Origin of the sequence: Pseudoalteromonas sp. 1_2015MBL_MicDiv, from assembly GCF_002407505.1 — a bacterium.
Taxonomy (GTDB): Bacteria; Pseudomonadota; Gammaproteobacteria; order Enterobacterales; family Alteromonadaceae; genus Pseudoalteromonas; species Pseudoalteromonas fuliginea.
Map to the genome: position 1 here is coordinate 228738 of NZ_CP012738.1, position 20286 is coordinate 249023.

Annotated in this window: 19 protein-coding genes and 1 pseudogene; 14 read left to right on the plus strand and 6 right to left on the minus strand. The window is 38.1% G+C overall.

Features of this window, described 5'->3' with window-relative positions; all coding sequences use genetic code 11:
- Window positions 1-21: 21 nt before the first annotated feature.
- Window positions 22-2082, minus strand: coding sequence for a TonB-dependent receptor plug domain-containing protein (locus AOR04_RS18510; RefSeq protein ID WP_096794264.1), 2061 nt, complete (start codon window positions 2080-2082; stop codon window positions 22-24).
- 474 nt (window positions 2083-2556) lie between these two features.
- Between AOR04_RS18510 and AOR04_RS18515 the strand changes: the two genes are divergently transcribed.
- Window positions 2557-3423, plus strand: coding sequence for a diguanylate cyclase domain-containing protein (locus AOR04_RS18515; RefSeq protein WP_096794265.1), 867 nt, complete (start codon window positions 2557-2559; stop codon window positions 3421-3423).
- Window positions 3424-3444: 21 nt separating this feature from the next.
- Here AOR04_RS18515 and AOR04_RS18520 read toward each other — a convergent pair whose 3' ends face one another.
- Complete coding sequence (locus tag AOR04_RS18520) at window positions 3445-4344, minus strand: LysR family transcriptional regulator (protein ID WP_096794266.1); 900 nt, start codon at window positions 4342-4344, stop codon at window positions 3445-3447.
- 101 nt (window positions 4345-4445) lie between these two features.
- On the opposite strand from AOR04_RS18520, the gene AOR04_RS18525 reads away from it, so the two are divergent.
- The 4 genes from AOR04_RS18525 to AOR04_RS18540 all read left to right on the plus strand — a co-directional run bounded on the left by AOR04_RS18525 (window position 4446) and on the right by AOR04_RS18540 (window position 7866).
- The gene (locus tag AOR04_RS18525) at window positions 4446-5078 is read left to right on the plus strand and encodes an NAD(P)-dependent oxidoreductase (RefSeq protein ID WP_096794267.1); all 633 of its coding nucleotides are present in this window, start codon (window positions 4446-4448) and stop codon (window positions 5076-5078) included.
- A 106-nt stretch (window positions 5079-5184) separates the two neighbouring features.
- Window positions 5185-6201 carry a Kelch repeat-containing protein gene (locus AOR04_RS18530; RefSeq protein WP_096794268.1) on the plus strand — a complete coding sequence of 339 codons (1017 nt, stop codon included), beginning with the start codon at window positions 5185-5187 and terminating at the stop codon, window positions 6199-6201.
- Window positions 6198-6914, plus strand: a complete 717-nt coding sequence (locus AOR04_RS18535; RefSeq protein WP_096794269.1) for an SIR2 family NAD-dependent protein deacylase — start codon at window positions 6198-6200, stop codon at window positions 6912-6914. Before AOR04_RS18530 ends, AOR04_RS18535 begins: the two co-directional genes overlap by 4 nt.
- A 154-nt stretch (window positions 6915-7068) precedes the next feature.
- The gene (locus AOR04_RS18540; protein WP_007379040.1) at window positions 7069-7866 is read left to right on the plus strand and encodes a response regulator transcription factor; all 798 of its coding nucleotides are present in this window, start codon (window positions 7069-7071) and stop codon (window positions 7864-7866) included.
- Between the two features lie 87 nt (window positions 7867-7953).
- Here the strand turns inward: AOR04_RS18540 and AOR04_RS18545 are convergent, their stop codons facing one another.
- Complete coding sequence (locus AOR04_RS18545) at window positions 7954-8556, minus strand: LysE/ArgO family amino acid transporter (protein WP_096794270.1); 603 nt, start codon at window positions 8554-8556, stop codon at window positions 7954-7956.
- 95 nt (window positions 8557-8651) lie between these two features.
- Between AOR04_RS18545 and AOR04_RS18550 the strand changes: the two genes are divergently transcribed.
- Window positions 8652-9545 (plus strand): LysR family transcriptional regulator ArgP, encoded by an 894-nt coding sequence (locus AOR04_RS18550; RefSeq protein ID WP_007379089.1) that lies wholly within the window; start codon window positions 8652-8654, stop codon window positions 9543-9545.
- A 6-nt stretch (window positions 9546-9551) separates the two neighbouring features.
- Here AOR04_RS18550 and AOR04_RS18555 read toward each other — a convergent pair whose 3' ends face one another.
- Window positions 9552-10865, minus strand: coding sequence for a M20/M25/M40 family metallo-hydrolase (locus AOR04_RS18555; RefSeq protein WP_096794271.1), 1314 nt, complete (start codon window positions 10863-10865; stop codon window positions 9552-9554).
- Between the two features lie 396 nt (window positions 10866-11261).
- Between AOR04_RS18555 and AOR04_RS18560 the strand changes: the two genes are divergently transcribed.
- The gene (locus AOR04_RS18560) at window positions 11262-11888 is read left to right on the plus strand and encodes a LysE family translocator (protein WP_096794272.1); all 627 of its coding nucleotides are present in this window, start codon (window positions 11262-11264) and stop codon (window positions 11886-11888) included.
- Between the two features lie 125 nt (window positions 11889-12013).
- Window positions 12014-12808: a hypothetical protein gene (locus tag AOR04_RS18565; protein WP_096794273.1), complete on the plus strand. Its 795-nt coding sequence runs from the start codon at window positions 12014-12016 to the stop codon at window positions 12806-12808.
- A 40-nt stretch (window positions 12809-12848) separates the two neighbouring features.
- On the opposite strand, the pseudogene AOR04_RS18570 reads toward AOR04_RS18565, so the two are convergent.
- A pseudogene (locus tag AOR04_RS18570) lies at window positions 12849-13430 on the minus strand (transposase); the annotation flags it as partial.
- A gap of 311 nt (window positions 13431-13741) precedes the next feature.
- Here AOR04_RS18570 and AOR04_RS18575 point away from each other — a divergent pair.
- The 5 genes from AOR04_RS18575 to AOR04_RS18595 all read left to right on the plus strand — a co-directional run bounded on the left by AOR04_RS18575 (window position 13742) and on the right by AOR04_RS18595 (window position 18030).
- On the plus strand, window positions 13742-14134 hold the full coding sequence (locus tag AOR04_RS18575; RefSeq protein ID WP_033028434.1) for a hypothetical protein: 393 nt from the start codon (window positions 13742-13744) through the stop codon (window positions 14132-14134).
- A gap of 612 nt (window positions 14135-14746) precedes the next feature.
- The gene (locus AOR04_RS18580; RefSeq protein ID WP_096794274.1) at window positions 14747-15088 is read left to right on the plus strand and encodes a hypothetical protein; all 342 of its coding nucleotides are present in this window, start codon (window positions 14747-14749) and stop codon (window positions 15086-15088) included.
- 34 nt (window positions 15089-15122) lie between these two features.
- A protein-coding gene (locus AOR04_RS18585) for an IS3 family transposase (protein WP_096794275.1) occupies window positions 15123-16668 on the plus strand; the annotation gives its coding sequence in 2 pieces (ribosomal slippage) (window positions 15123-15604 and window positions 15603-16668; 1548 coding nt in all).
- A 25-nt stretch (window positions 16669-16693) separates the two neighbouring features.
- A complete protein-coding gene (locus AOR04_RS18590) occupies window positions 16694-17224 on the plus strand; it encodes a hypothetical protein (protein ID WP_157770568.1) in 531 nt (176 codons plus the stop codon).
- Between the two features lie 425 nt (window positions 17225-17649).
- Entirely contained in the window at window positions 17650-18030 is a 381-nt protein-coding gene (locus AOR04_RS18595; protein ID WP_096794277.1) for a VOC family protein, read from the plus strand.
- 400 nt (window positions 18031-18430) lie between these two features.
- Here AOR04_RS18595 and AOR04_RS18600 read toward each other — a convergent pair whose 3' ends face one another.
- A complete protein-coding gene (locus AOR04_RS18600; protein WP_096792381.1) occupies window positions 18431-19609 on the minus strand; it encodes an IS4 family transposase in 1179 nt (392 codons plus the stop codon).
- 228 nt (window positions 19610-19837) lie between these two features.
- Here AOR04_RS18600 and AOR04_RS18605 point away from each other — a divergent pair, with 228 nt between their 5' ends.
- The gene (locus AOR04_RS18605) at window positions 19838-20176 is read left to right on the plus strand and encodes a carbon starvation protein CstA (protein ID WP_096794278.1); all 339 of its coding nucleotides are present in this window, start codon (window positions 19838-19840) and stop codon (window positions 20174-20176) included.
- Window positions 20177-20286 lie beyond the last annotated feature (110 nt).

The window sequence follows — 20286 nt, forward strand, 5'->3', positions numbered from 1 at the left end:
TGACTTGAGCATGTTATAAACTTAAAACGTAGTCATAATTGTGAATGTAAAAGATTCATCAATATAATTGGGTATAGTATAGGTTTCGTGTGTATTACCATATTCGATGTGAGAACTAGCTAATAAATTTTTACCTGAAAGCGCTGTTGACCACTGTTGATTTATCTGCCAATTCCAAGTCAAATCTAATGCTGCGTAGTTATCTGTGTTATACGCATTAGAATTTTCTACTCGTAATGTAGAAAACAGAGAATGGCCGTTAAATAGAGTGTAATTTGCTTTTGCAAATAGCTGCCTATTTGTTGAATCAAACCCAACCACAGGCCTAGTATCATAAGGTAAGCTATATTTAAAGTCTGTATAACTGTACCCAAGTTCTGCGCTGAGAGTATCCATAGGTTGCCACGATAAAACGACATCAAAACCTTTTGTTGTTGTTTTTCCAACAGAGATTAAATCAAGGTTGATTTGAGTTGTTGTAAGCGCTTGAGCTGCTTGTGGGATCTCTCCCGATCGAAACAGAGCGAGAGCAGGCAAGAATTGTTCAAAATGGGTATTTAAGTTAATAACCGCTACGTTTTTACCGTGCGTGTTATAAGCGGAAAAGTCCATTGACCAATCGTTATCGGAAAATCGGTAACCTAGTTCGTGAGAGATATAATTCTCAGATTTCACTTTATCGTTACCATTTAAAAAAGTGGCGATTCGATATTCATCTATAGCTACCAGCCCTGTACTAGTGCCAAGTACATCAAGAACTCTGGTTCCATTAAGTTTAAAGTTATCGTTAAACTCAATAAGCGTGGGGATTCGTACACTTCTGGATATAGCGCTCCAAACAAGATGATTCTCGATTGGTTTGTAAACTAACCTTGCTGAAGGTTGGTTTTCCCACCCTGTTAGATCATTATGATCTAATTTAGTGCCAATTATAAAATCGAGAGTATCAGGGGTAAAGTTATATTGAGCCTGAATAAGCCCACCATACTGCTGAAGGTTATCCAAATCTTTATCGCTATCTAAAAAGACACTTTGTGCAAATGAAATGGTGTTATAGCGGTAGTTTAATCCCCAATCAAACTGTAGTGACTGGTAAATAAAATTCATTTGGTAGTCAATATCTATCGATTCGAAATGCTCTTTTATGTAGGCTTGAGATCCATTTTTTTTGAGCCATGATACCTGTAACATCTGATTGGCATTGCCTGATATTCTGTGTTCTAAACGGGCCATCATACGTGAGTCGATACGCTTTAAATCATCAGAAAATGCAATGTTTTCATTTGTAGCATCAACTACACCTCGGTAGTTTTGGCCTAATTTTGAATGCGTAACATCGCCTTGAAATAAACCCGACAATTCATCATTAGGTGTATAGTCAGCACGTATACCAAAAGAATATTGTTTCGTAGTATCATTTGGTTTGAGTCTAGCTCCTTTTTTAGATGCATTTGCATGTTTTGCATGGCCATAAATTCGATAACTGCCTTTATTACCAATATCGTTTCCATAACGAAAATTTGTATCGACATTTATTTGATTGCCGGTGGTTGCTGTTGCTAATGTGTCACGAGTATCAATACTATTTTTAGTAATAATATTGATAACACCATTATTTGCGTTACTTCCCCATAAAAGCCCACCTTGCCCTCGAATGACTTCTATGCGTTCAATATCGTACAAAGGAACATTGAGTGTTTCCCAATAAACAGCTGCAAATTTTGGTGTATATAAACTTTGGCCATCGATCATGACTAATAACTTGCTAGAAAAGCGAGAAGCAACGCCTCTCGAAGAGATAGCCCACTGGTTATTATCGAGTTGTCTAACAATAAGCCCGGGAACCATTTTTAGTGCTTCAGGTACAGACATAGCACCAGAGTTAGTAATTTGCTCTTTACTTAAAACATAAATAGAGGAAGCTGTATCAAATGCTGATTGAGTTCTTTTCATTGCTGAAGTGACTTGAACATCCATTCCCATTAGGGCATCAAGGTCAAGGTTTTCGTAATCAAATTGCTCAGCCATTAGTAAGGGAGAAATAAAGGTTAATGGCCATAAAAAGCGTTGTGATATTTTCAATGAGGTGTCTCCTACACAATCCAAATTCAAAAACAATCGTTGTTTTTGTAAAGCATCTGTTATCACATGATATTAACATAAATTAATGATGTGAAAGCACTTTATATTATTAATAAAATTGATTTTGGAATTTGTTTAGTTAGCTCAAAATAATAAACGTCTTGGGCCAGTTGACCTCTCAGAATTAAAATTCATTCTATCTCGGGGCTATTTTATCTGGTTACTAAATTGGAAAAAGCAAAATACAGATCCTATATTTTAACTCTGTTTCATAGGTAATCATCAAGTATAAGTAGTTTTGAGCTGCCATGGTTTAGCAATGCGTTATAGGCTTAATTATTACTCGCTATTTATATAGATGGCACATTATTAAAATGTGAGTGAATATATCGTTTCTTTAAAGCTATTTTTTGCTTTTGTTGTAGGGGGGTCGAATACTGGATTTAGCTTCATTAAACCTAGAGGCAAGCAGGTATGATAAAAAGTGGGTTAGTGGATTTACAAGAAGTACTAGATTTAATGCTTGATGCTGTTTGTGTTGTAGATAAGCAAGGTACATTTGTTTTTGTTAGCGCCGCGTTTGAGCGAATTTTTGGTTATTCAGCCAATGAAGTTGTTGGTAAAAAAATGATTAATTATGTCTATTCTGGAGATCATCAAAAAACGCACGATGCAATTGCTTCGCTTTTATCAGGAGAGTTAATAAACCCTCGTTTTGAAAATCGTTGGCTCAGAAAAAATGGACAATTAGTCCACATACTATGGTCTGTTCGCTGGTCTGAAGAACATCAAGTAAGAATTGCAGTGGCTCACGATATTACCGAGCGAAAAGAGATGGAAGAGCAGCTTTATTACATGGCAGGGCATGATGCATTAACGGGTTTACCAAACCGTTCGTTATTAATGGATCGATTGCAAAAAGTAATTGTAAAAGCTCACCGAGATAATTTATTTTTTTCACTACTGTTTATTGATATAAATGGCTTTAAAGCTGTAAATGATACTTATGGTCATAACGTTGGTGATAAGTTGTTGCATAGCATTGCACAGAGGCTGTCGAATGTAATGAGGGAATATGACACTGTAGGGCGTTTAGGTGGGGATGAGTTTTTAATTATTTTAGATAATTTAAAGTCACCAACCGAAAGTGTTGTTATTAGGCGTAAAATTTTAGCTCAATTTAAGGCTGAATTTCAATTGGATGAATTAAGTCTCAATATCTATCCTAGTATTGGTATTGCCAATTACCCTAATGATGGACAAACTGATCATCAACTCATTAAGTATGCCGATCAAGCTATGTACAAAATTAAAGGCGCAAATGTTGCTAAAGTTATGTAGTCATTTTTATTAATTTAATGTCTATGCTGAACTACTTTTTATAATATCTTGTTGCCAATGGAGTGCTAAAAAATCAATAAATGTACGTACTAACGTTTGCTGATAACTTCGTGATAGGTACACAGCCCATAGGCTATGGCCAGGTGAATAATAATGCGGCAAGACTTCTACTAGCTCGCCATTTTTTAAGTGTTTATTTGCTAAATCGCAAGGAATATTAGCAATTCCCATCCCCCTAATTGACGCTTTAACTAAAATGCCCATTTCGTTTGATTGCAAATTCCCCTTAATTGCAACTTTTTGATCATTTGTTGCCGATATTATTCGCCATTTTGTCGCACTACTGTGCACTAGGCAATTATGATTTAGTAAGTCCTGAGGTTTAATTAAGGGGGGCGACTCAGCTAAGTAGTTTGCCGAGGCACATAACACACCATCAATATGCATTAGTTTACGGGCAATATGTTGATCATCAGGTTGTTCAATATAGCGCAGTGCTACATCAACACGTTCGTCTACCAACTGTGATAAGTTATCCGAAAGTACAAGCTGAACATTTGTTTTGGGATGTAGTTGTAAAAATTGCTCCACTCTTTCAAATAATAAATTTTGACCCAGCCCAATAGGCGATGCAATTCTGATTGTACCAACTAGTTCATTATTATGGCTATGAGCACGACTTTTTAAATCAGAGACTGTACTGAGTATTTGTTGGCAGTAAATTAATGCTTCTTCACCTTGAATAGTTAAACTTACTTTACGTGTTGTGCGATGAAATAATCTCAACGATAACCACTGTTCTATTTCTTGTACGTGACGAGTAACTTGTAAGCGGCTTAGATTTAAGTGCTCAGCAGATTTAGTAAAGCTGCCACAGCGGGCAACTTCTACGAAGCTTGTAATTGCAGTAATCTTATCCATTTGTAACTTATTATGAACTAATATGTATCTTAAGAGTGTGTTTATCACTTAAAAGCGTGCAAGTAAACTAACTTCATTAACTCAATAATAGGATACAGATAATGAAAGTAGCAGTTTTAGGCGCAACAGGCTGGATTGGCAGCACAATCGTACAACAAGCAACTAAGCGCGGTTTAGAAGTGGTCAGCATTGTACGTGACGCAGCGAAAATAACAGATAATACAACTGCCGTTCGCGTATTTGATTTACAAAGCCAAGATAATATTGCTTCAGTACTTAAAGGTATAGATGTACTTATTGCTTCAGTGGGCGGACGTGCAGTAGGTAATCATGAATTAGTTGCACAAACCGCAGAGCGTTTATTAACAGCATTAAATGGAACAAGCACGCGTTTGATTTGGGTAGGTGGTGCGGGTAGCTTAGAGGTTGCACCAGGGGTAACACTTGTATCAACACCTGAGTTTCCTGCAGATTACAAAGATGAAGCACTCGCACAAGGTGAAGCATTAAATGTATTTAAAACGACCACTAGTTCTGCTTCGTGGACTTTTGTAAGCCCTGCTGCAGTAATTTATCCTGCTGAAAGTGAAGGTCCTTATCGTATTGGCGGAGATCAGTTTTTTACAAATGAAGCAGGTGAAAGCAAAGTATCAGTCACTGATTATGCAATAGCATTAGTTGACGAAGCACAAAAAGCTGCACACTTAAACCAACGTATCAGTGTTGCTTATTAACTTATATTAAGTTTAAAGCATTTGATTATTTAGATGCTAAGCGCTGGCTCCTAAGGGCAAAATAATTTAATCTGAGAGTATTAATCCTTATTAAATTATTTGTCTTATGAGCCTTCTTTTTTCGCTTGCGTTAGCAAGTCTTCCTGCTTTACCTGAGCCTGTTGCAAATAATGCTGTGGCTAAAGTTATTATTAAAAATCAGCCTTATTTTTTAAGTTTTATGGGATTAGGCCGCGATAAACAGTACTCGTCAGTGCATAACAAAGTGTGGGCGCTTAAAGTTGGCGATTCACAGTGGCAATCTAAAACTGGTGTGCCTTCAAGCTTGCCATTAAAAGGGCGCTTAGCAAGTACCGCAGTCGGTTTAGGTGAATACGCCTATGTGTTTGGCGGCTATACAGTTGCAGAGGATCATACTGAAGTTTCAAGCCCCGACGTATATAGGTACGACGTAATAAAAGATACCTATACTCCTTTAGCCAATATGCCGGTGCCTGTAGATGATAGCGTAGCGCTGAGCTACAAAGCGCGTTACATTTACTTAATTAGTGGTTGGCATAACGACGGTAACGTAAATTTAGTACAAGTATACGACACGCAAAATAATACATGGCAACAGGCCTCGCCATTTTTAGGTGAGCCCGTATTTGGTCAAGCGGCAGCAATTAGCGGCAATACAATTGTTGTGTGTGATGGCGTTAAAACACAAGCCAATCCTGATTCGCGTCGCTCGTTTGCAGGCGTAGCACAGTGCTTAAAAGGTACAATAGATTCAACTAATCCACAAAAAATAGATTGGCGCACATTGCCACATCCAACAGGTTCCGCCCACTATCGAATGGCAGCCACCAGCTATAATGGCAATATTTATATGCTGGCAGGTTCTAACAATCCATATAATTACAGCGCAATAGGCTACGACGGTAAACCTGCACCAGCAAGTGATCATGTTTGGCGCTTTAATATCGAAAAAAATGGATGGCAGGTTTTATCACCGGTTGAGGTAAAGAGTATGGATCACCGTGGTTTACTTGAACACAATGGGGTTTTATATCGAATTGGCGGTATTGACAATAAACAGCAAGTAAGTACTAACGTACTGGGTTACGAGGCTGAAAAGTGAACACTCTTTACATCACAGGAGCAGGAGTAAGCGCAGCCAGCGGTATTCCAACCTTTAGAGGGGAGGATGGTTATTGGACCATCGGCAGTAAAAATTATACGCCTATGGAAATGGCAACGCGCGCAATGTATAAAAACGCACCGAAAGAGTTTTTAGCGTGGTATTACCATCGCTTTGCAACGTATCGCAACCATGGTCCAAACGACGTACACCATTGGCTGAGTGATAAAAACCTAATTACTCAAAATATAGATGGGCTTGATGGCAAAGCAGGCAATAAAAATTACATTGCTATTCATGGCAGGCTCGATCAAATGACGCTATTTCACCATCAAGGCGATGATGTAACCCCGTTTGCCGCTCCGTGGGAAAAGGTAGATGAAAGCTGCCTGCACGACTCCTTATTTGAAGTGTTTAATATTAAAAACCGATCACCTGAGCTTAATTATTCTTTTAAACCCTTTGTTTTATTGTTTGATGAGTATTACACCGAGCTTTATAGAATTAGCGAAGCGCAAAAACGCATGAGTAATGCCGGTAAAATTGTATTTATGGGGACTTCGTTTAGCGTTAATATTACGCAAATGGCGATAGAAATAGCGCGTGATTACAATATTCCCATTGAAGTTGTAGACCCCGAACCAGCTCATATTTTACACCCCAATGTGAGTTATAAAAAAATGACTGCGCTTGAGTATATTCAAAATAGCTAAATTAAGTTGGTGATTATGTGTGATAAATACGCTATTTATATTTATTTTACAATTTTATAAAGTATTTCTCCTTCGCTTGTACATTGTTGATCTATAATCTTAACTTATACATTAATCGTCATACTGTAAACATAACAACACTGAAGAGATGTAAATGAGTGATTTAACAGCAATAGCAAACTTATCAATATTATTAGTAGAGCCTTCAGATGTTCAACAAAAGCTTATTATAAAATCACTGACTCAGTGTGGTGTAAAGCAGGTTGAAAAAGCAACATCGCAAGAACAAGCGCTAACAATGCTTAATAGTTACCAGCCTGATTTAGTTATTAGTAGTATGTACTTTTCAGACGGTACCGCTGATTCCTTACTACAAAAAATCAGATCAAATCCATTAACAGAAAACCAAGCATTTATGTTGGTGTCAAGTGAGCGTAACAAAAAGTACTTAGAGCAGTTAAGGCAGTCGGGTGTATTAGCTATTTTGCCTAAACCATTTAGTGCTGAAGCTATAACGCGCGCACTTAAAGCTACTTTAGATATTATTAGTGAAGAAGAAGTTGAGCTTGAACACTTTGATATTACTTTATTACGTGTACTTGTAGTTGATGACAGTCGCTTTGCGCGTAAACACATTATTCGCGTACTTGCGGGGATGGGGATCCCAGCACCAGTAGAAGCTGAAGATGGCAAACAAGCCATCGAACAATTAAATACACAGTCATTCGATTTGATTGTTACTGATTATAATATGCCTGAAATGGATGGCAAAGAGCTAACCGAAACCGTCAGAGGGTCAAACACCTACTCACATATCCCTATTTTAATGGTGAGTTCAGAAGCAAACGACACTCACTTAGCCAATATTGCTCAAGCTGGCGTTGATGCCATTTGTGATAAACCATTTGAGCCTGCAACAGTTAGAGATTTATTGTTTAAAATAATGTCTTAACTTATAAACTTAAGGCTAGCAGTAAAAATGTATTAGCCTGAGCAGATAAAACTAAAGCAGCGCTTGTTAAAAGTCGCTGCTTTTTTATTATTGGCTAGGTACGTTATAAAGACTAAACGCCACAAAACATAATATAACTGCAATTGTGGTATCAAATATTCGCCATCTTAATGATGAGCTTAATATACTTTTAAGTTTAGGTGCAAAAAGCACTAAAGTGCTGAACCAAATTATTGACCCAACACAAGCACCAAGTGCAAAATGCATTGGGTTTGGTTGTAAAGCGCCAATATTGCCAAGTAATAACACGGTATCTAAATACACATGTGGATTTAGCAAACTGATTGCAAAGGCCGAAAGGGCAGTACTCCACCAGCTTACTTTTTCTACTTGGCTTATTTTTAAACCTGAAGTCCCTTTAATCGCTCGCATTGCAGATCCATACGCTAAGTACAATAGCATCGCAATACCGCCCCATGTTAACCAAGGCAGTAATCCTGGTAATAACTGCTGTAATTCATTTGCTGCAAATACACCTATTAAAATAAGAGTCGCGTCGCAAATAATGCATACCGTGGCTAAAACCAATCGATTAGCGCCAGCCATGCATTGGCTTAAAATCCAAATATTTTGCGCGCCAATGGCAATAATTAAACTTAGCCCCAGCATCACACCCGATAAAAACGACATACTATAAATCTACTCAACTATTCAATGCCTTGCAGGGTATTGGTAATTCTGTTACAAATCCAATGAATATATTTAGGGTTATATGCGTAAAACTCATGATTGATTATCAACTACTCAATGCACTGTCGGCGGTTATTAGTGAAGGCGGGTTTGAAAAAGCCTCTAAAAAGCTATTTATTACGCAATCGGCAGTAAGTCGGCGTATTCATCAACTTGAAGCCAAACTTGGAGAGCCTGTAATAATTAGGACGCAGCCACCGCGCCCAACCGCTCTTGGCAAGCGTTTACTTAATCATTTACAACAAGTCCTGCAGTTAGAAGTTGCTTTAAACGTAGATGCACTTAACGAGCACTCCAGCTTAAACACACCTCTTAGTGTAAAGTTGGCTGCCAATGCTGATTCACTAGCCACATGGTTGCCAGAAGCCCTTGCCGTGCTAGATACAGAATCTGATTGTAAATTTAGATTTGAAGTGATCTCAGAGGATCAATCCATCGCCCATAAAAGAATGAAAGACGGCGAGGTAATGGTATGTATTAGCTCATCTTCTGAGCCTGTAAATGGCGGGTTAGCGAGCCCATTAGGCGCTATACGTTACAAGGCAATTGCGAGTCCTGACTTTATTAAACAGCATAACCTCACTTCGCTTACGCAATTGGCGCAGGTACCTTGTTTAGTTTTTAGTGAATATGACAAGCTACAGCACCAGTTTTTAGCCGATATTAACGGCTCAACGCCAGAGTATATACATATATATCCCTCATCAGAAGGATTTAAACAAGCCATGATAGCAGGCCTTGGGTATGGCTTATTACCGACTTTGCAGCTTGGTGATTCCCTGCAAAAAGGGGAGTTAGTTGACTTATTTCCAGAGTATTATATTGATACGCCCTTGTATTGGCATTATTGGCAAAGTGAAAGCCCGCAACTTAAAGCACTGCGTAAGTTTGCAATGCAAGTTGCGGCTAACCGATTAGAACCAATTTAAAGGTGTTTATAACTGCCCTAATCTATAAATGAGTAATGCCGTTTTTTTAATGTTTTTATCAAGGCTGGTTAAATCGGCTGTTTCGTTTTTAGTGTGCGCACCGCTGCCCATCAAGCCTAAACCATCAAGTGCCATATCAACATGGTTTGCCGCAAACGAAATATCAGCCGCACCTGCATTACGTGGATTGGCGGCTACTACTTTGTTGAAGCCTAAGTCGTGGCTTGCGTCGCTGTATAATTCTAATAGTTTTTTATTGCCATCAGTTAATGCCATTGGCGGGTAACCGTCTTCAAAAATAAGCTCTGCTTTACTGCCATCTAAGTTTTTAGCCACAATTTTTAGCATAACCTTTTTAGCGCTTTCTACCTGCTTTGGCGAAAGTGCGCGTAAATCACCTGCAACATGCACGGTTTGTGCTATTACATTACTTTTACCAAATGCCGTTGCTGACGAATTAGCACTGTCGTAGTCGGCATTGGTACCACCTACAATAAGCCCAGGATTAAATGTTAAATTAGGTTGCGTGGCAAGTTGCTCCCTAAAATCATTTAAAATACGCGATGCCTCGTAAATAGCGCCATAACCAACGCTTTCGCTAAATATTTGCGACGAATGTGCAGCATTTGCCGTTACGTTTAGCGTCCAGCCGGTATAACCACGGCGCGCCGCCATCGCTGTTTTAATATTGTTGTCGCCATTTTCATAGCCAAGCGCTACGTCAGCCCAAATTGCGGCATCAACAATAGCTTGTTTAGATAAGCTAAGCGGGCGACCGCTGCTTTCTTCATCGCCTGTAAGTAATACTTTTATGCTTACACTTTCGAGCAAATTAAGGGCTTGTAAGCTTTTAAGTGCGGTAATTATTATCGTGTTACCGCCTTTCATATCGGCAACGCCTGGGCCACTGGCTGTATTGGCATCAAGCTTTTTATAAGTGGTAAAGTTATCGTTTTTGGCAAATACCGTATCTAGATGGCCGATCATCAGTATTTTTATTGCATTGGGATCATTGCTCTCATGGGTTGCTAATACGTGGCCTGCGCGGTTAAACGCACTGCCATCCAGCCATTCTACTTTAAAACCAATGGCTTTTAGTTGCTCGCTCGCAATAGCGCCCACCTTTTTTACACCTTCAATATTAAGCGAACCGCTATTAATATTTACGGCTTGCTCTATTTCTTTAAGTGCTTGGGGAATATTTTTATCGACCTGTTTTACTATTTCACGCTCGTTTTTATCAAGCGCTGCATGGCTTGTAAGCGATAGGGTACTCGCAAGGGTAAAAATAAGTGCTTGGCTAAATTTTAAAAATGACATAACAGTATAATAAGTAAAAAATAAGAATATTTAATATGAAGTAAAATTAATAAGGATTCAATAGAAGTAGATTGTGATTTTTAACTAATTTTATAAGCAATAACGAGTTACGAGTTTAAGGGTGAACGCGTTATTAGTTTAAACACAGGTATTTAAAATATAACCTGTTAACTAAGCAGCCAGTATTACAACATAGCAATATGTCTTATATTACTGATCTCCACCATTTTGGGGTTTTGCTACATTTAGAAAAGGTAAGGCGAAGCTAACTAACTGTTTACAGTTGTTTATTTTATAGCTAGGATAAAATCATTGTAATATAAAGACATTTGTCGGTTTGTAAATCGACAAATGTCGTAGACTAAATTGTTATATGCACATGGGAGTGTTGTCATAATGGAAATGAATACATTAATATTGTTTGTAATGGCTGCTTTATCTATAAACCTGATTCCTGGGCCTGATGTAATTTATATAGTTACAAACACTATGAAAGGAAAGATGAAGTCAGGTATTAAAGCATCACTGGGTTTAGGTGTTGGTTACTTGATTCATACTTTAGCTGCTGTTTTGGGACTTTCTGCTTTAATTTTAAGCTCTGCATTTTTGTTTACAGTAATAAAATACTTAGGTGCTATCTACCTGCTCTACCTTGGTGTCCAATCACTTATTAATTGTTATAAAAACAAATCGAAAATTTTCATTGAAAGTACAAATGAAAAACAAAATAATATTTTCAAGCAAGGCGTAATTGTTAGTGTATTAAATCCGAAGGTTGCAATGTTTTTTTTAGCTTTTCTACCGCAGTTTATTGACCCTACTGCGCTTAATGCTACAAGAGAGTTACTTACTTTAGGTTTGTTATTTAGTGTATTGGCTACATGTTGTAATTTATTCTATGCCAGTTTAGGAAGTGTTGTGTTTAGTAGTCCAAAAGCACTGAAGTATTCAAGAGTTCTTGAAGGTGTATCTGGAACTATTTTAATTGGTTTAAGTGCAAAAATAGCTTTGAGTAATAAATAGTGCATATAACAAGCAATTTAACAGGACTAAAAACAGTGGGCTATCGCTCGTGCCTCACTCATTTTAACCCACAATTTTTAGCCCGTTAATTGGGCGTTAGAAAGCTATGGAGTATTGAGCACACAATGATTGAATTGATCTCCGAAAACATAGGTTGGATAAAAGACGGATTCACAATTCTCTTTACTCTGACTGGCACAATACTAGCTATTTTAACTTACAGAAGAGCTCGACATACAGTTCTTCAGCCAATAAGAAATGAAGTTATTAAAAAACAATCTGAGCTTCTTAGTGATTTATTATCCATGTGCCAACCCGGCTCTAAATTTGAGAGTAGCGTAGATTACGTTAATTTAGTTCGTGTAAATCTATATCTTCAACTTAAAGAATTTGGTTATTTGTTCAATGATCACAAAAAGAAAATTGAAATGATTAGCAATGCTGTTTCTGGTTGGACACCTGTAGGTGAATCAATGATTCTTAGAGATGTGGAAGTAGTAGGTGCTTTTAAAAAAGACAAGAAAGAAAGCGACTCCTCATACGGGAAGTACAAATATGATGAGGCTCAGATTGGAAACATAATCATTGATAAGGTCTTTTTGACAAAAGAGCATAGTATATTTATTCATAAAATTGACATTCTTGCGAATGATCCTTTTATGCCTAAATCAATACAACTTTCATTGCAAGATTTATTAAAAGATATTAATAAAAATTTGAGAGATATTTTGCCAGAAATACTTATCGAGTTTATTCATGAATTCATCGATAAAGCAAAGACTGGAGAGGGTTACCCAAACTTTGAATCTGCAGGTATATATAATAATTTCAATCATGTACGTGTTCATCATAAAGAAAAAATTCATCAAGTTATGATGGAGATCAGAAATTACTTGAAAATAGATGATACATGGGAGTAAATCGCTTTCTAACAACACGCCCTGAGGTGGACAGCAAGCGCTAAAGCTCACTTTCCACCGCAAATTTTAACAGCGGTGATCCCTTACTTTTCAATGCGGTTAAGTAAGTTGATTCATCGTAGGGCGTATGTGTTTTCCAGCACCTAAATAGGATTCGTATCCACTTAAATGCCAATGATCTGATGATGGTATTATGAGGTTTTCCTTTGGCTTCTTGCTGCCGATAATAGGCTTTTGCCCAAAATGAATAGCGCACAGATAATCCTGCCCATTCCGCAAATGTTTGCCTTAAAAACTTAGTGCATGAGTACCGCCAGTGTATCCATTCTTTCTTGCCACTGCGTTCGGTTACTGGAGCAATGCCTGCGTATTTTTGTATGTCAGCGGCGCACTTATAGCGCTCACGATTTGACCCCATAGCGGCTAATAATCGAGGTGCTAATTGTGGCCTCGCCCCAGGTAAACTATCAAAAATAGCGCGATCTGTATGTTGCTTATAAAGTGTTTTAATTTCGTCATCAAATCGTGTTATTGCCAACATCAGCTGTTTAAGTTGCGGAACGAGGCATTCAATAAGCAATAAGTTTGGCGTGATCACCGCCATATCTTCGGTGAGTATTTCAACCAATTAAAATGACACCTATCCTAATTTTTGCACTTTTCGGACAAATTGAGATGACATCCATCCTAAATTCTCTATCTTGAGCATCCTGATCAAAAAATATTAAACGATAGAGGAGCATTGGGATCGTGGATGGCACGGACGGCTGCGAAAGTTAGTAGTGCTTAATTTCAATACTAATCCACTTTGCAAAACGTATTAAATTTTCGATTCACATGTTTAGTTAAAAGTTGTTTGTTTGCGGTCTGAATTGCAGACTCGAATATCAAGTTAGGGTAATATATTAGCTCGATTTATAAGTAGGTAGTGTTATGGATAAGCTTAAAAGCGTCGACTTGTTACTGGGCCAAGCTATCGAAACGGTAGTTGATACTTCAAAACTAATTGAAGATTCTAGTTCATTGGATACGCGGAAAAATATGGTTGATATTGGCACAGCAATTCACTCTTTGTGGGAAATAAGAACTCGTATCTATGAGATAGACCCTTCGTTAACTCCGGATGTAGTAAACGACTTCAAATCCAACGAATTAGACTTTAACCGACTGGATGAATTAGCTTCCAAAGCTGAGGGGTTTGAAGGGAATGGTGATTTGGATAGTGCTCGAAATTATTATATGAAATTACTAAAAGAATCATCGCTAAACCATTTCAGATTGTTAGCTGAAGCAGGTTTGTATAGGACCACTGCGACCAATAAATAGTGAAATTGTTTACATCGGTTAATCAGCCACTTAGAACTTTTCGTTACAACTGATTTGCTATAGATTCTATATGAATATTTTGGTCTGTGTACCGAATGATTGAAGCTACAAGTCGGTTATCAAAGTGGTGAGTATCGAAACCTCGACTGACAAACCATGAACGAAGCGCTTGTTTCCGAGACTAATACCTCATATGACGTTTACCTTGCGGGCCACCATACGGAGGATGATAGTTGTAAAAGACTCCTATTCAGTGGAATTGGCCTCTAAGCTGTATTAGTGTGATTACCAAGGGATTCTGTCAGTCTAATTACCGAGCGACTTTGCCGTAGTGACCTTAGCAAGTAATACCTATTTGGGCAATCTGATCGAAACAAAAAAAACGAAACACAGATCAATAATTGTCTTATTCGAAGGTATCTACCACTGCTAAAGCACTCGTTCGTATGATTTAGGAATTTGTATCAAGAGCGCAACAAGCGTCCGTGTCAGAATTCGGAGCTGCTAATTTTTTTCAACACCTTGATTGTTTCCATGTGACTAGACTCCATCTAAGCAATCCCTTATTCTTGAGTTTCTTTTACTAAACAAGCATTTAAATAAGGACATTGAATGACCAAGTATTTCTGCACGATTTTTTTTATTGTCACGGCTTCCTTTAGTGCGTATGCGGATTCATTTAAAGAAAATGCTGTTGAGCGGCATTTACCTTTTCAAAAAATACCAATTTCATCTTCTGTGTTAAATGAAACCGTTGATATCTATGTTCAATTGCCTTTCAAGTATGAAAGTGAATTCAATCAAAACTATCGTTATCCTGTTCTTTACACTTTAGATGCACCTGTAGGGTTGCCTCTTGTATCAGGCGTTCTTGCCCCGCTGAATGGCTACAATAGCGCCCCTCAAATGATCATCGTTGGGATCTCTACTTCCAACCCCCCTGTGTCAGGATAGTTGTCGCCTCTAACTTTTAAGAGAGGCAGATAAAATGAGTCGTCGGTTTACACATGAATTTAAAGTACAAGCTGTTGAAAAAGCACTATCTCAATGTGATGATGTTCGTATAGAAGATATTGCAGATGATTTAGGCGTCGGCTATTCAACACTACAACGGTGGATTGCACTTGCTAAAAACCATGAACTTGAAACTAAAAATAACGGTAGTCACATGACAACAGAAAAACGCCCTCATGACTGGAGCTTAGAAGACAGGCTCAACGCCATTATTGAATGTGCGAGTTTAGATGAAGCAGCTCTTAATGAATATTGTCGTGCCAAAGGACTTTACCCGCATCATATTCAACAATGGAAGCAAGATTTTGCTAAAGGGCCAGCAACGAAGCCTGTAAAATCAGACAGCAAGCAGCTCAAACAAGAAATTAAGCAGCTTCAAAAAGAGCTTAATCGTAAAGATAAAGCATTAGCAGAAACAGCCGCTTTACTTGTACTCAAAAAAAAGCAGATGCGCTTTGGGGTTTCAACGAGGACGATTAACCAGCTCAACTGAACGTCATGAATTGATAAAGCTCATTACAGACGCGCAGAAATCAGGAGCAAGGCAAGCAAAAGCATGTGAGTTACTTGGTCTATCGGCAAGAACAATTCAACGCTGGATTGTAGCTGATGATATGACAGATAAGCGAACAAGTACGATAAAGCGACCACCTAACAGGCTAACTGAATTAGAGCAACAGCGTATAATTAAGACTGTTAATTCAATAGAATATGGACATTTACCACCCAGCAAGATAGTCCCTAAACTATTGGATAAAGGTGTGTGGATAGCATCAGAAAGCTCGTTTTATCGTGTTATGAAATCACATAAATTACTAACACATAGAGAAAAAGTTAAACCAAATAAAAAGATAAAAAAACCAAAAGCGTTCAAGGCAACACGTGAAAACGAAATTTATACATGGGATATCACGTATTTGCCGACAGCAGTTAAAGGTCAGTTTTTATACTTATATTTAGTGATGGATATTTATAGTCGAAAAATAGTTGGGTGGCAGGTTCATGACACACAACTAAGCACACTGGCGGCTGATTTAATGGTAGATATTTGCAGGCGAGAGCAGGTAAAACCCGAGCAAGTCACGTTGCACTCTGATAATGGCAGCCCAATGAAAGGAGCAACATTATTAGCGACATTGCAGGAGTTAGGGATTGTGCCTTCATTTAGCCGACCATCTGTGAGTAACGATAATCCGTATTCTGAGTCATTATTTAAAACATTAAAGTATCGCCCAGAATACCCTGAAAAAGCCTTCGCAGATATCGCGAGCGCAAGAAAATGGGTTAACGGATTTGTAGATTGGTACAACGATGAACATTTACATAGCGGTATTAAGTTTGTCACACCCAATCAGCGTCATTTAGGTTTAGATAAGGCGATCCTAGCGAAGCGCCATCGGGTTAATGAAATGGCGAAATTAGAGAATCCAAGTCGTTGGTCAGGAAAGTCACGAGATTGGACAATGATCAATGAAGTAAATTTGAATCCAGAGAAAAAAGAAGCAATGCGGGCGGCATAAAATTTAACTTGATGCGACAACTAACTTGAAAAACTCCGGTATTCAGATGCTCTCAGGGATTCAAAAGATAGAGAGAGAACTTGCGAATTTAAATACACCGAACCTGCGTTACAAATTTGAATACTTTCGAGAAGAGCCTCATCAGAATACACCGATTTACGGGACAATTGGGGCACTCAGAGGTTTGTACCCTCAGTGGTCTATTCCATATGAAACATCAGTTGAAGGCTACGAAAGTGTCCTAGCGCACTTCAAAAAGCTATCAACCCTATATGGGTATCAAATTGAACCAAAATCCTGGCAAATGTATGATGAAGGCATAGGACAACTCACCTACTTAGAAAATCCTGCTGAAGCAATTAAGTATTTTAGCTACAACATCAGTCAGGAGCCATCTGCATATAGCTCTAGGCTTCATATCGTTGACGCCTTTGTAAAACTTGGTAAAAAACAAGAAGCGTTAAAACATTTAAACATTTTGTTGCGCAGAGATGATTTAAGTGATGAGGAACGTCAACAATTGACCGAGAAAAAGTCGAATGTAAATTTGATGTAAGTTTAACCAAAATAGCGTTGACACCCATCCTAACTGTTACGGAAATTGTCAATTAGATCATGATGGCAAGTGGGTTTTATAAATAATGAATCACGTAAAAACTGAGCTACATTAGTAAGGTGAAAGTAAAAAGAGAAAGTCAGCAGGTCGATGGCAATTGTACTGCTTTGTTTATTATATAGAAGGGCTGTGTACACGATGCATTGAGAAGGGGAAGCCCTTTTAACCTAAATAAAAAGCCACTTAAACACCCGTAATCCCTTCTAAAATGCTAATTAAAACGATATCAAAAATTTCTTTATATGCTGCGTAAAAGTACAGTAATTGATTGAACCGAAATAGGAACTCAGCTATGGTTTATCCATCAATAAAAATAAATTAAAACGAGTTATTCTACAGTGTCGTTAGGCACACATGGAGGTTTCGTGAATCTTAATCAAGTTACATTGCCAGTTAAACACATGGATAAAGCGACTGAGTTTTATTTAAAACTAGGTTTTACCCAAATTGTCGATACTCCCCATTATGCCCGTTTCGAATGTCCTGACGGAAACTCAACCTTTTCACTTTTATTAGAAACTGGTAGTTTTTTAAATGGCGTAGTAATCTATTTTGAGCATGAAAAACTTGATCAGTGGGTATCTGATTTAAAATCTATTGGCATCGAGTTTTATCAAGAGCCAACAGATCAAAGTTATCTGTGGCGTGAAGCAATATTGCACGATCCATCAGGTAATAAAATCAAACTGTATTGGGCGGGGAAAAACAGGCTTAATCCACCATGGCGAGTAGATAAGCGCGCCTAGTAAGTAATTTAAAGATAATAAAAAAGCTGGTTAGGTTTTACCTCGTTTCATGTCCCAACCAACTATTTTTGTCCGATCATGTGGACGTTAAGGCTGTGGAATTACTCTTTTTTAAGAAAAACAGCCTGTTTTATGGGTTCCAAATGCATTACCTAATGCTTTAAAAACGATTAGAGTTAATTACAGGAACTCGTTTTTTAATTGAATTTGGCTGTTGGAGTTATTTTACAGTCTCGTTATGAGCCTAGGGTCTGTTGAACTTTCAAGGTTAAATTTGCAGCAGTCTGTTTGGTATTTAGGCAAGGCAGAGCCTATGTAGTGTGGCTATTCCCCATAAATGGGCGATAACGCAGCATTAATGCCAAACAGGCGCTGCCCAAAGGGCTGAGGGATCCCCACTTTATCCAGCGGCCTCTTTTTGATAATTAAAAATAAAGTTTTTTAAACTTTTTTCTATATAGCTTTGTGTAATACGTCTCTTACATAGCTTTATGACTTGCTTGGCTAAGGTTAAAAATGAAAGAACTCGGCGATTCTTAACACTATTTGCTTGAAATTTTATATGCCACTTTCTTTTTTCTGCTTCACACCCTATAAACCATAACGCAGTGCTCGCTATTGTGGCTATCAAGCATAATATTCCTATTCTATTTATGCCGGTACTTTTACTAAAACGCCACGAAAAACCATATCTCAAACTTTTGTCATCGCGGAAATTTTGCTCTATTTGCATTCTTTTACTATATAAACCAACTACTCGCTTACTCGTCATTGTATTGTCTGATGTCGCGAGTAACCATGGCTCTTTCGCTAAGTTTTGATACATTTTTGTATCTTTCGTAAATCTGCTTTTTCCTTTTCTTCCTTTATTTTTTCCATGATATACGTGTAAAAATGCATCGCATGCTGTCGGGCTGGACTGAGTTAGTCTTGCTTGACCTAACGCCTTTGGTATATCGCTGGCACCAGCCCTAAGTTGTTTTAATGTATGCCATTGTGATTGCATGGCTAGTTTACACTTCATTGAGCCTCTTAATCGACCTATCATATGCCAACCAAGTTCGCGTACTTTACTATACCAAGGCGTAAGAAAGCCGCCGTCTGTTACAATATAGACACTAGGATGTCGTCCAAGCACTTCATAAAGTTCATCTAAAAACAGGCTGTTGGTTGCTGGGCTATCAAAATTCTTCTGCTCAACAATCATGTTATAAATCACGATAGAGCGCCCATCCACAAGTAAGCTTGCTCGCAGTAAGTGATAGTCGTGACCACAGGCACCGCTCCAGTCAACGGCAATTGCAAGCATTGGTAAAGAGTCGATAATAGGATGAGCTAATGCTTTATAGATAGCGACCCTTTCATTGTAGAGGTGAGTATTTTTTAAGAAGCGATCAACGCGTTTTATTTTATGTTTTACATCCACAGCGCCAGACAAATTTCTGCCGATTTCAGTTAAGGTAAGTTTATTGCCCGAAATTAATGCATTACTGCAGCTTAGTAATGTTTTTACTCTGGCATTATTGAATGGCGCTAATGCATGTTTAAAGTACTTATGGCAAACTGATGTGTCAGGCATAGCAGTTGTGACTTATGTGGGTTGTGGTGATTTACATAAGATCATAAATTGCTGTGCCTGTCACGTTTTGGGGATTCGTCAGCCCAAAGGGTTCTTCCTAGGGGCTATTTACTCCTTGTTGCTCGGTTCTTACTTAGCCCACTAGGTTACAAACCTCGCGCCGCGATTAAATAGCCCCTAATTTGAACAAATTTTAATCCGTAAAGATCAACAGACCCTAGGATAATAATGAGAACACTTCAGCTTTTAGGTTTTATACTTGCGATTGCAGGGTTTATTTTAGGCTACGTGATGCTAGCCTCAATTGATGGTGAAGCATCCGATGCTTCAGCAGGAGGTGCAGGCATAGGCGTTATGTTTATGGTGTTACCTATTCTTGGTTGGTCTGCGTTAATATTAGTGCCCTCTTCAGTAGCATTGTTCAATCATAAAGTAAGAGAACGCACTTATTTCAGAGGCAATTTTTGGCTAAACCTTTGGAAAGTAAACCTAGTTATTTCTTTTGGATATATTGCCGTTGTTCTATATTTTGCTTACATATGGTTTAAGGGCAGCATTGGCAATTAACAAAGCCTCTAAATGTTCAATACCTTTAATTCATTCTTACCTACTAACATCTAACCCAAACTAAGCACTACAACCATCAGGCTTAACACCATTAGTATTAAACCTAACAG

What these genes read in the sequence shown, in the direction of transcription:
- AOR04_RS18580 (WP_096794274.1), top strand. Translation starts at nt 14,747, where the DNA reads ATGACCAAGTATTTCTGCACGATTTTTTTTATTGTCACGGCTTCCTTT.
- AOR04_RS18515 (WP_096794265.1), top strand. Translation starts at nt 2,557, where the DNA reads ATGATAAAAAGTGGGTTAGTGGATTTACAAGAAGTACTAGATTTAATG.
- AOR04_RS18600 (WP_096792381.1), bottom strand. Translation starts at nt 19,609, where the DNA reads ATGCCTGACACATCAGTTTGCCATAAGTACTTTAAACATGCATTAGCG.
- AOR04_RS18565 (WP_096794273.1), top strand. Translation starts at nt 12,014, where the DNA reads ATGATTGAATTGATCTCCGAAAACATAGGTTGGATAAAAGACGGATTC.
- AOR04_RS18525 (WP_096794267.1), top strand. Translation starts at nt 4,446, where the DNA reads ATGAAAGTAGCAGTTTTAGGCGCAACAGGCTGGATTGGCAGCACAATC.
- AOR04_RS18540 (WP_007379040.1), top strand. Translation starts at nt 7,069, where the DNA reads ATGAGTGATTTAACAGCAATAGCAAACTTATCAATATTATTAGTAGAG.
- AOR04_RS18520 (WP_096794266.1), bottom strand. Translation starts at nt 4,344, where the DNA reads ATGGATAAGATTACTGCAATTACAAGCTTCGTAGAAGTTGCCCGCTGT.
- AOR04_RS18545 (WP_096794270.1), bottom strand. Translation starts at nt 8,556, where the DNA reads ATGTCGTTTTTATCGGGTGTGATGCTGGGGCTAAGTTTAATTATTGCC.
- AOR04_RS18550 (WP_007379089.1), top strand. Translation starts at nt 8,652, where the DNA reads ATGATTGATTATCAACTACTCAATGCACTGTCGGCGGTTATTAGTGAA.
- AOR04_RS18560 (WP_096794272.1), top strand. Translation starts at nt 11,262, where the DNA reads ATGGAAATGAATACATTAATATTGTTTGTAATGGCTGCTTTATCTATA.
- AOR04_RS18555 (WP_096794271.1), bottom strand. Translation starts at nt 10,865, where the DNA reads ATGTCATTTTTAAAATTTAGCCAAGCACTTATTTTTACCCTTGCGAGT.
- AOR04_RS18605 (WP_096794278.1), top strand. Translation starts at nt 19,838, where the DNA reads ATGAGAACACTTCAGCTTTTAGGTTTTATACTTGCGATTGCAGGGTTT.
- AOR04_RS18575 (WP_033028434.1), top strand. Translation starts at nt 13,742, where the DNA reads ATGGATAAGCTTAAAAGCGTCGACTTGTTACTGGGCCAAGCTATCGAA.
- AOR04_RS18530 (WP_096794268.1), top strand. Translation starts at nt 5,185, where the DNA reads ATGAGCCTTCTTTTTTCGCTTGCGTTAGCAAGTCTTCCTGCTTTACCT.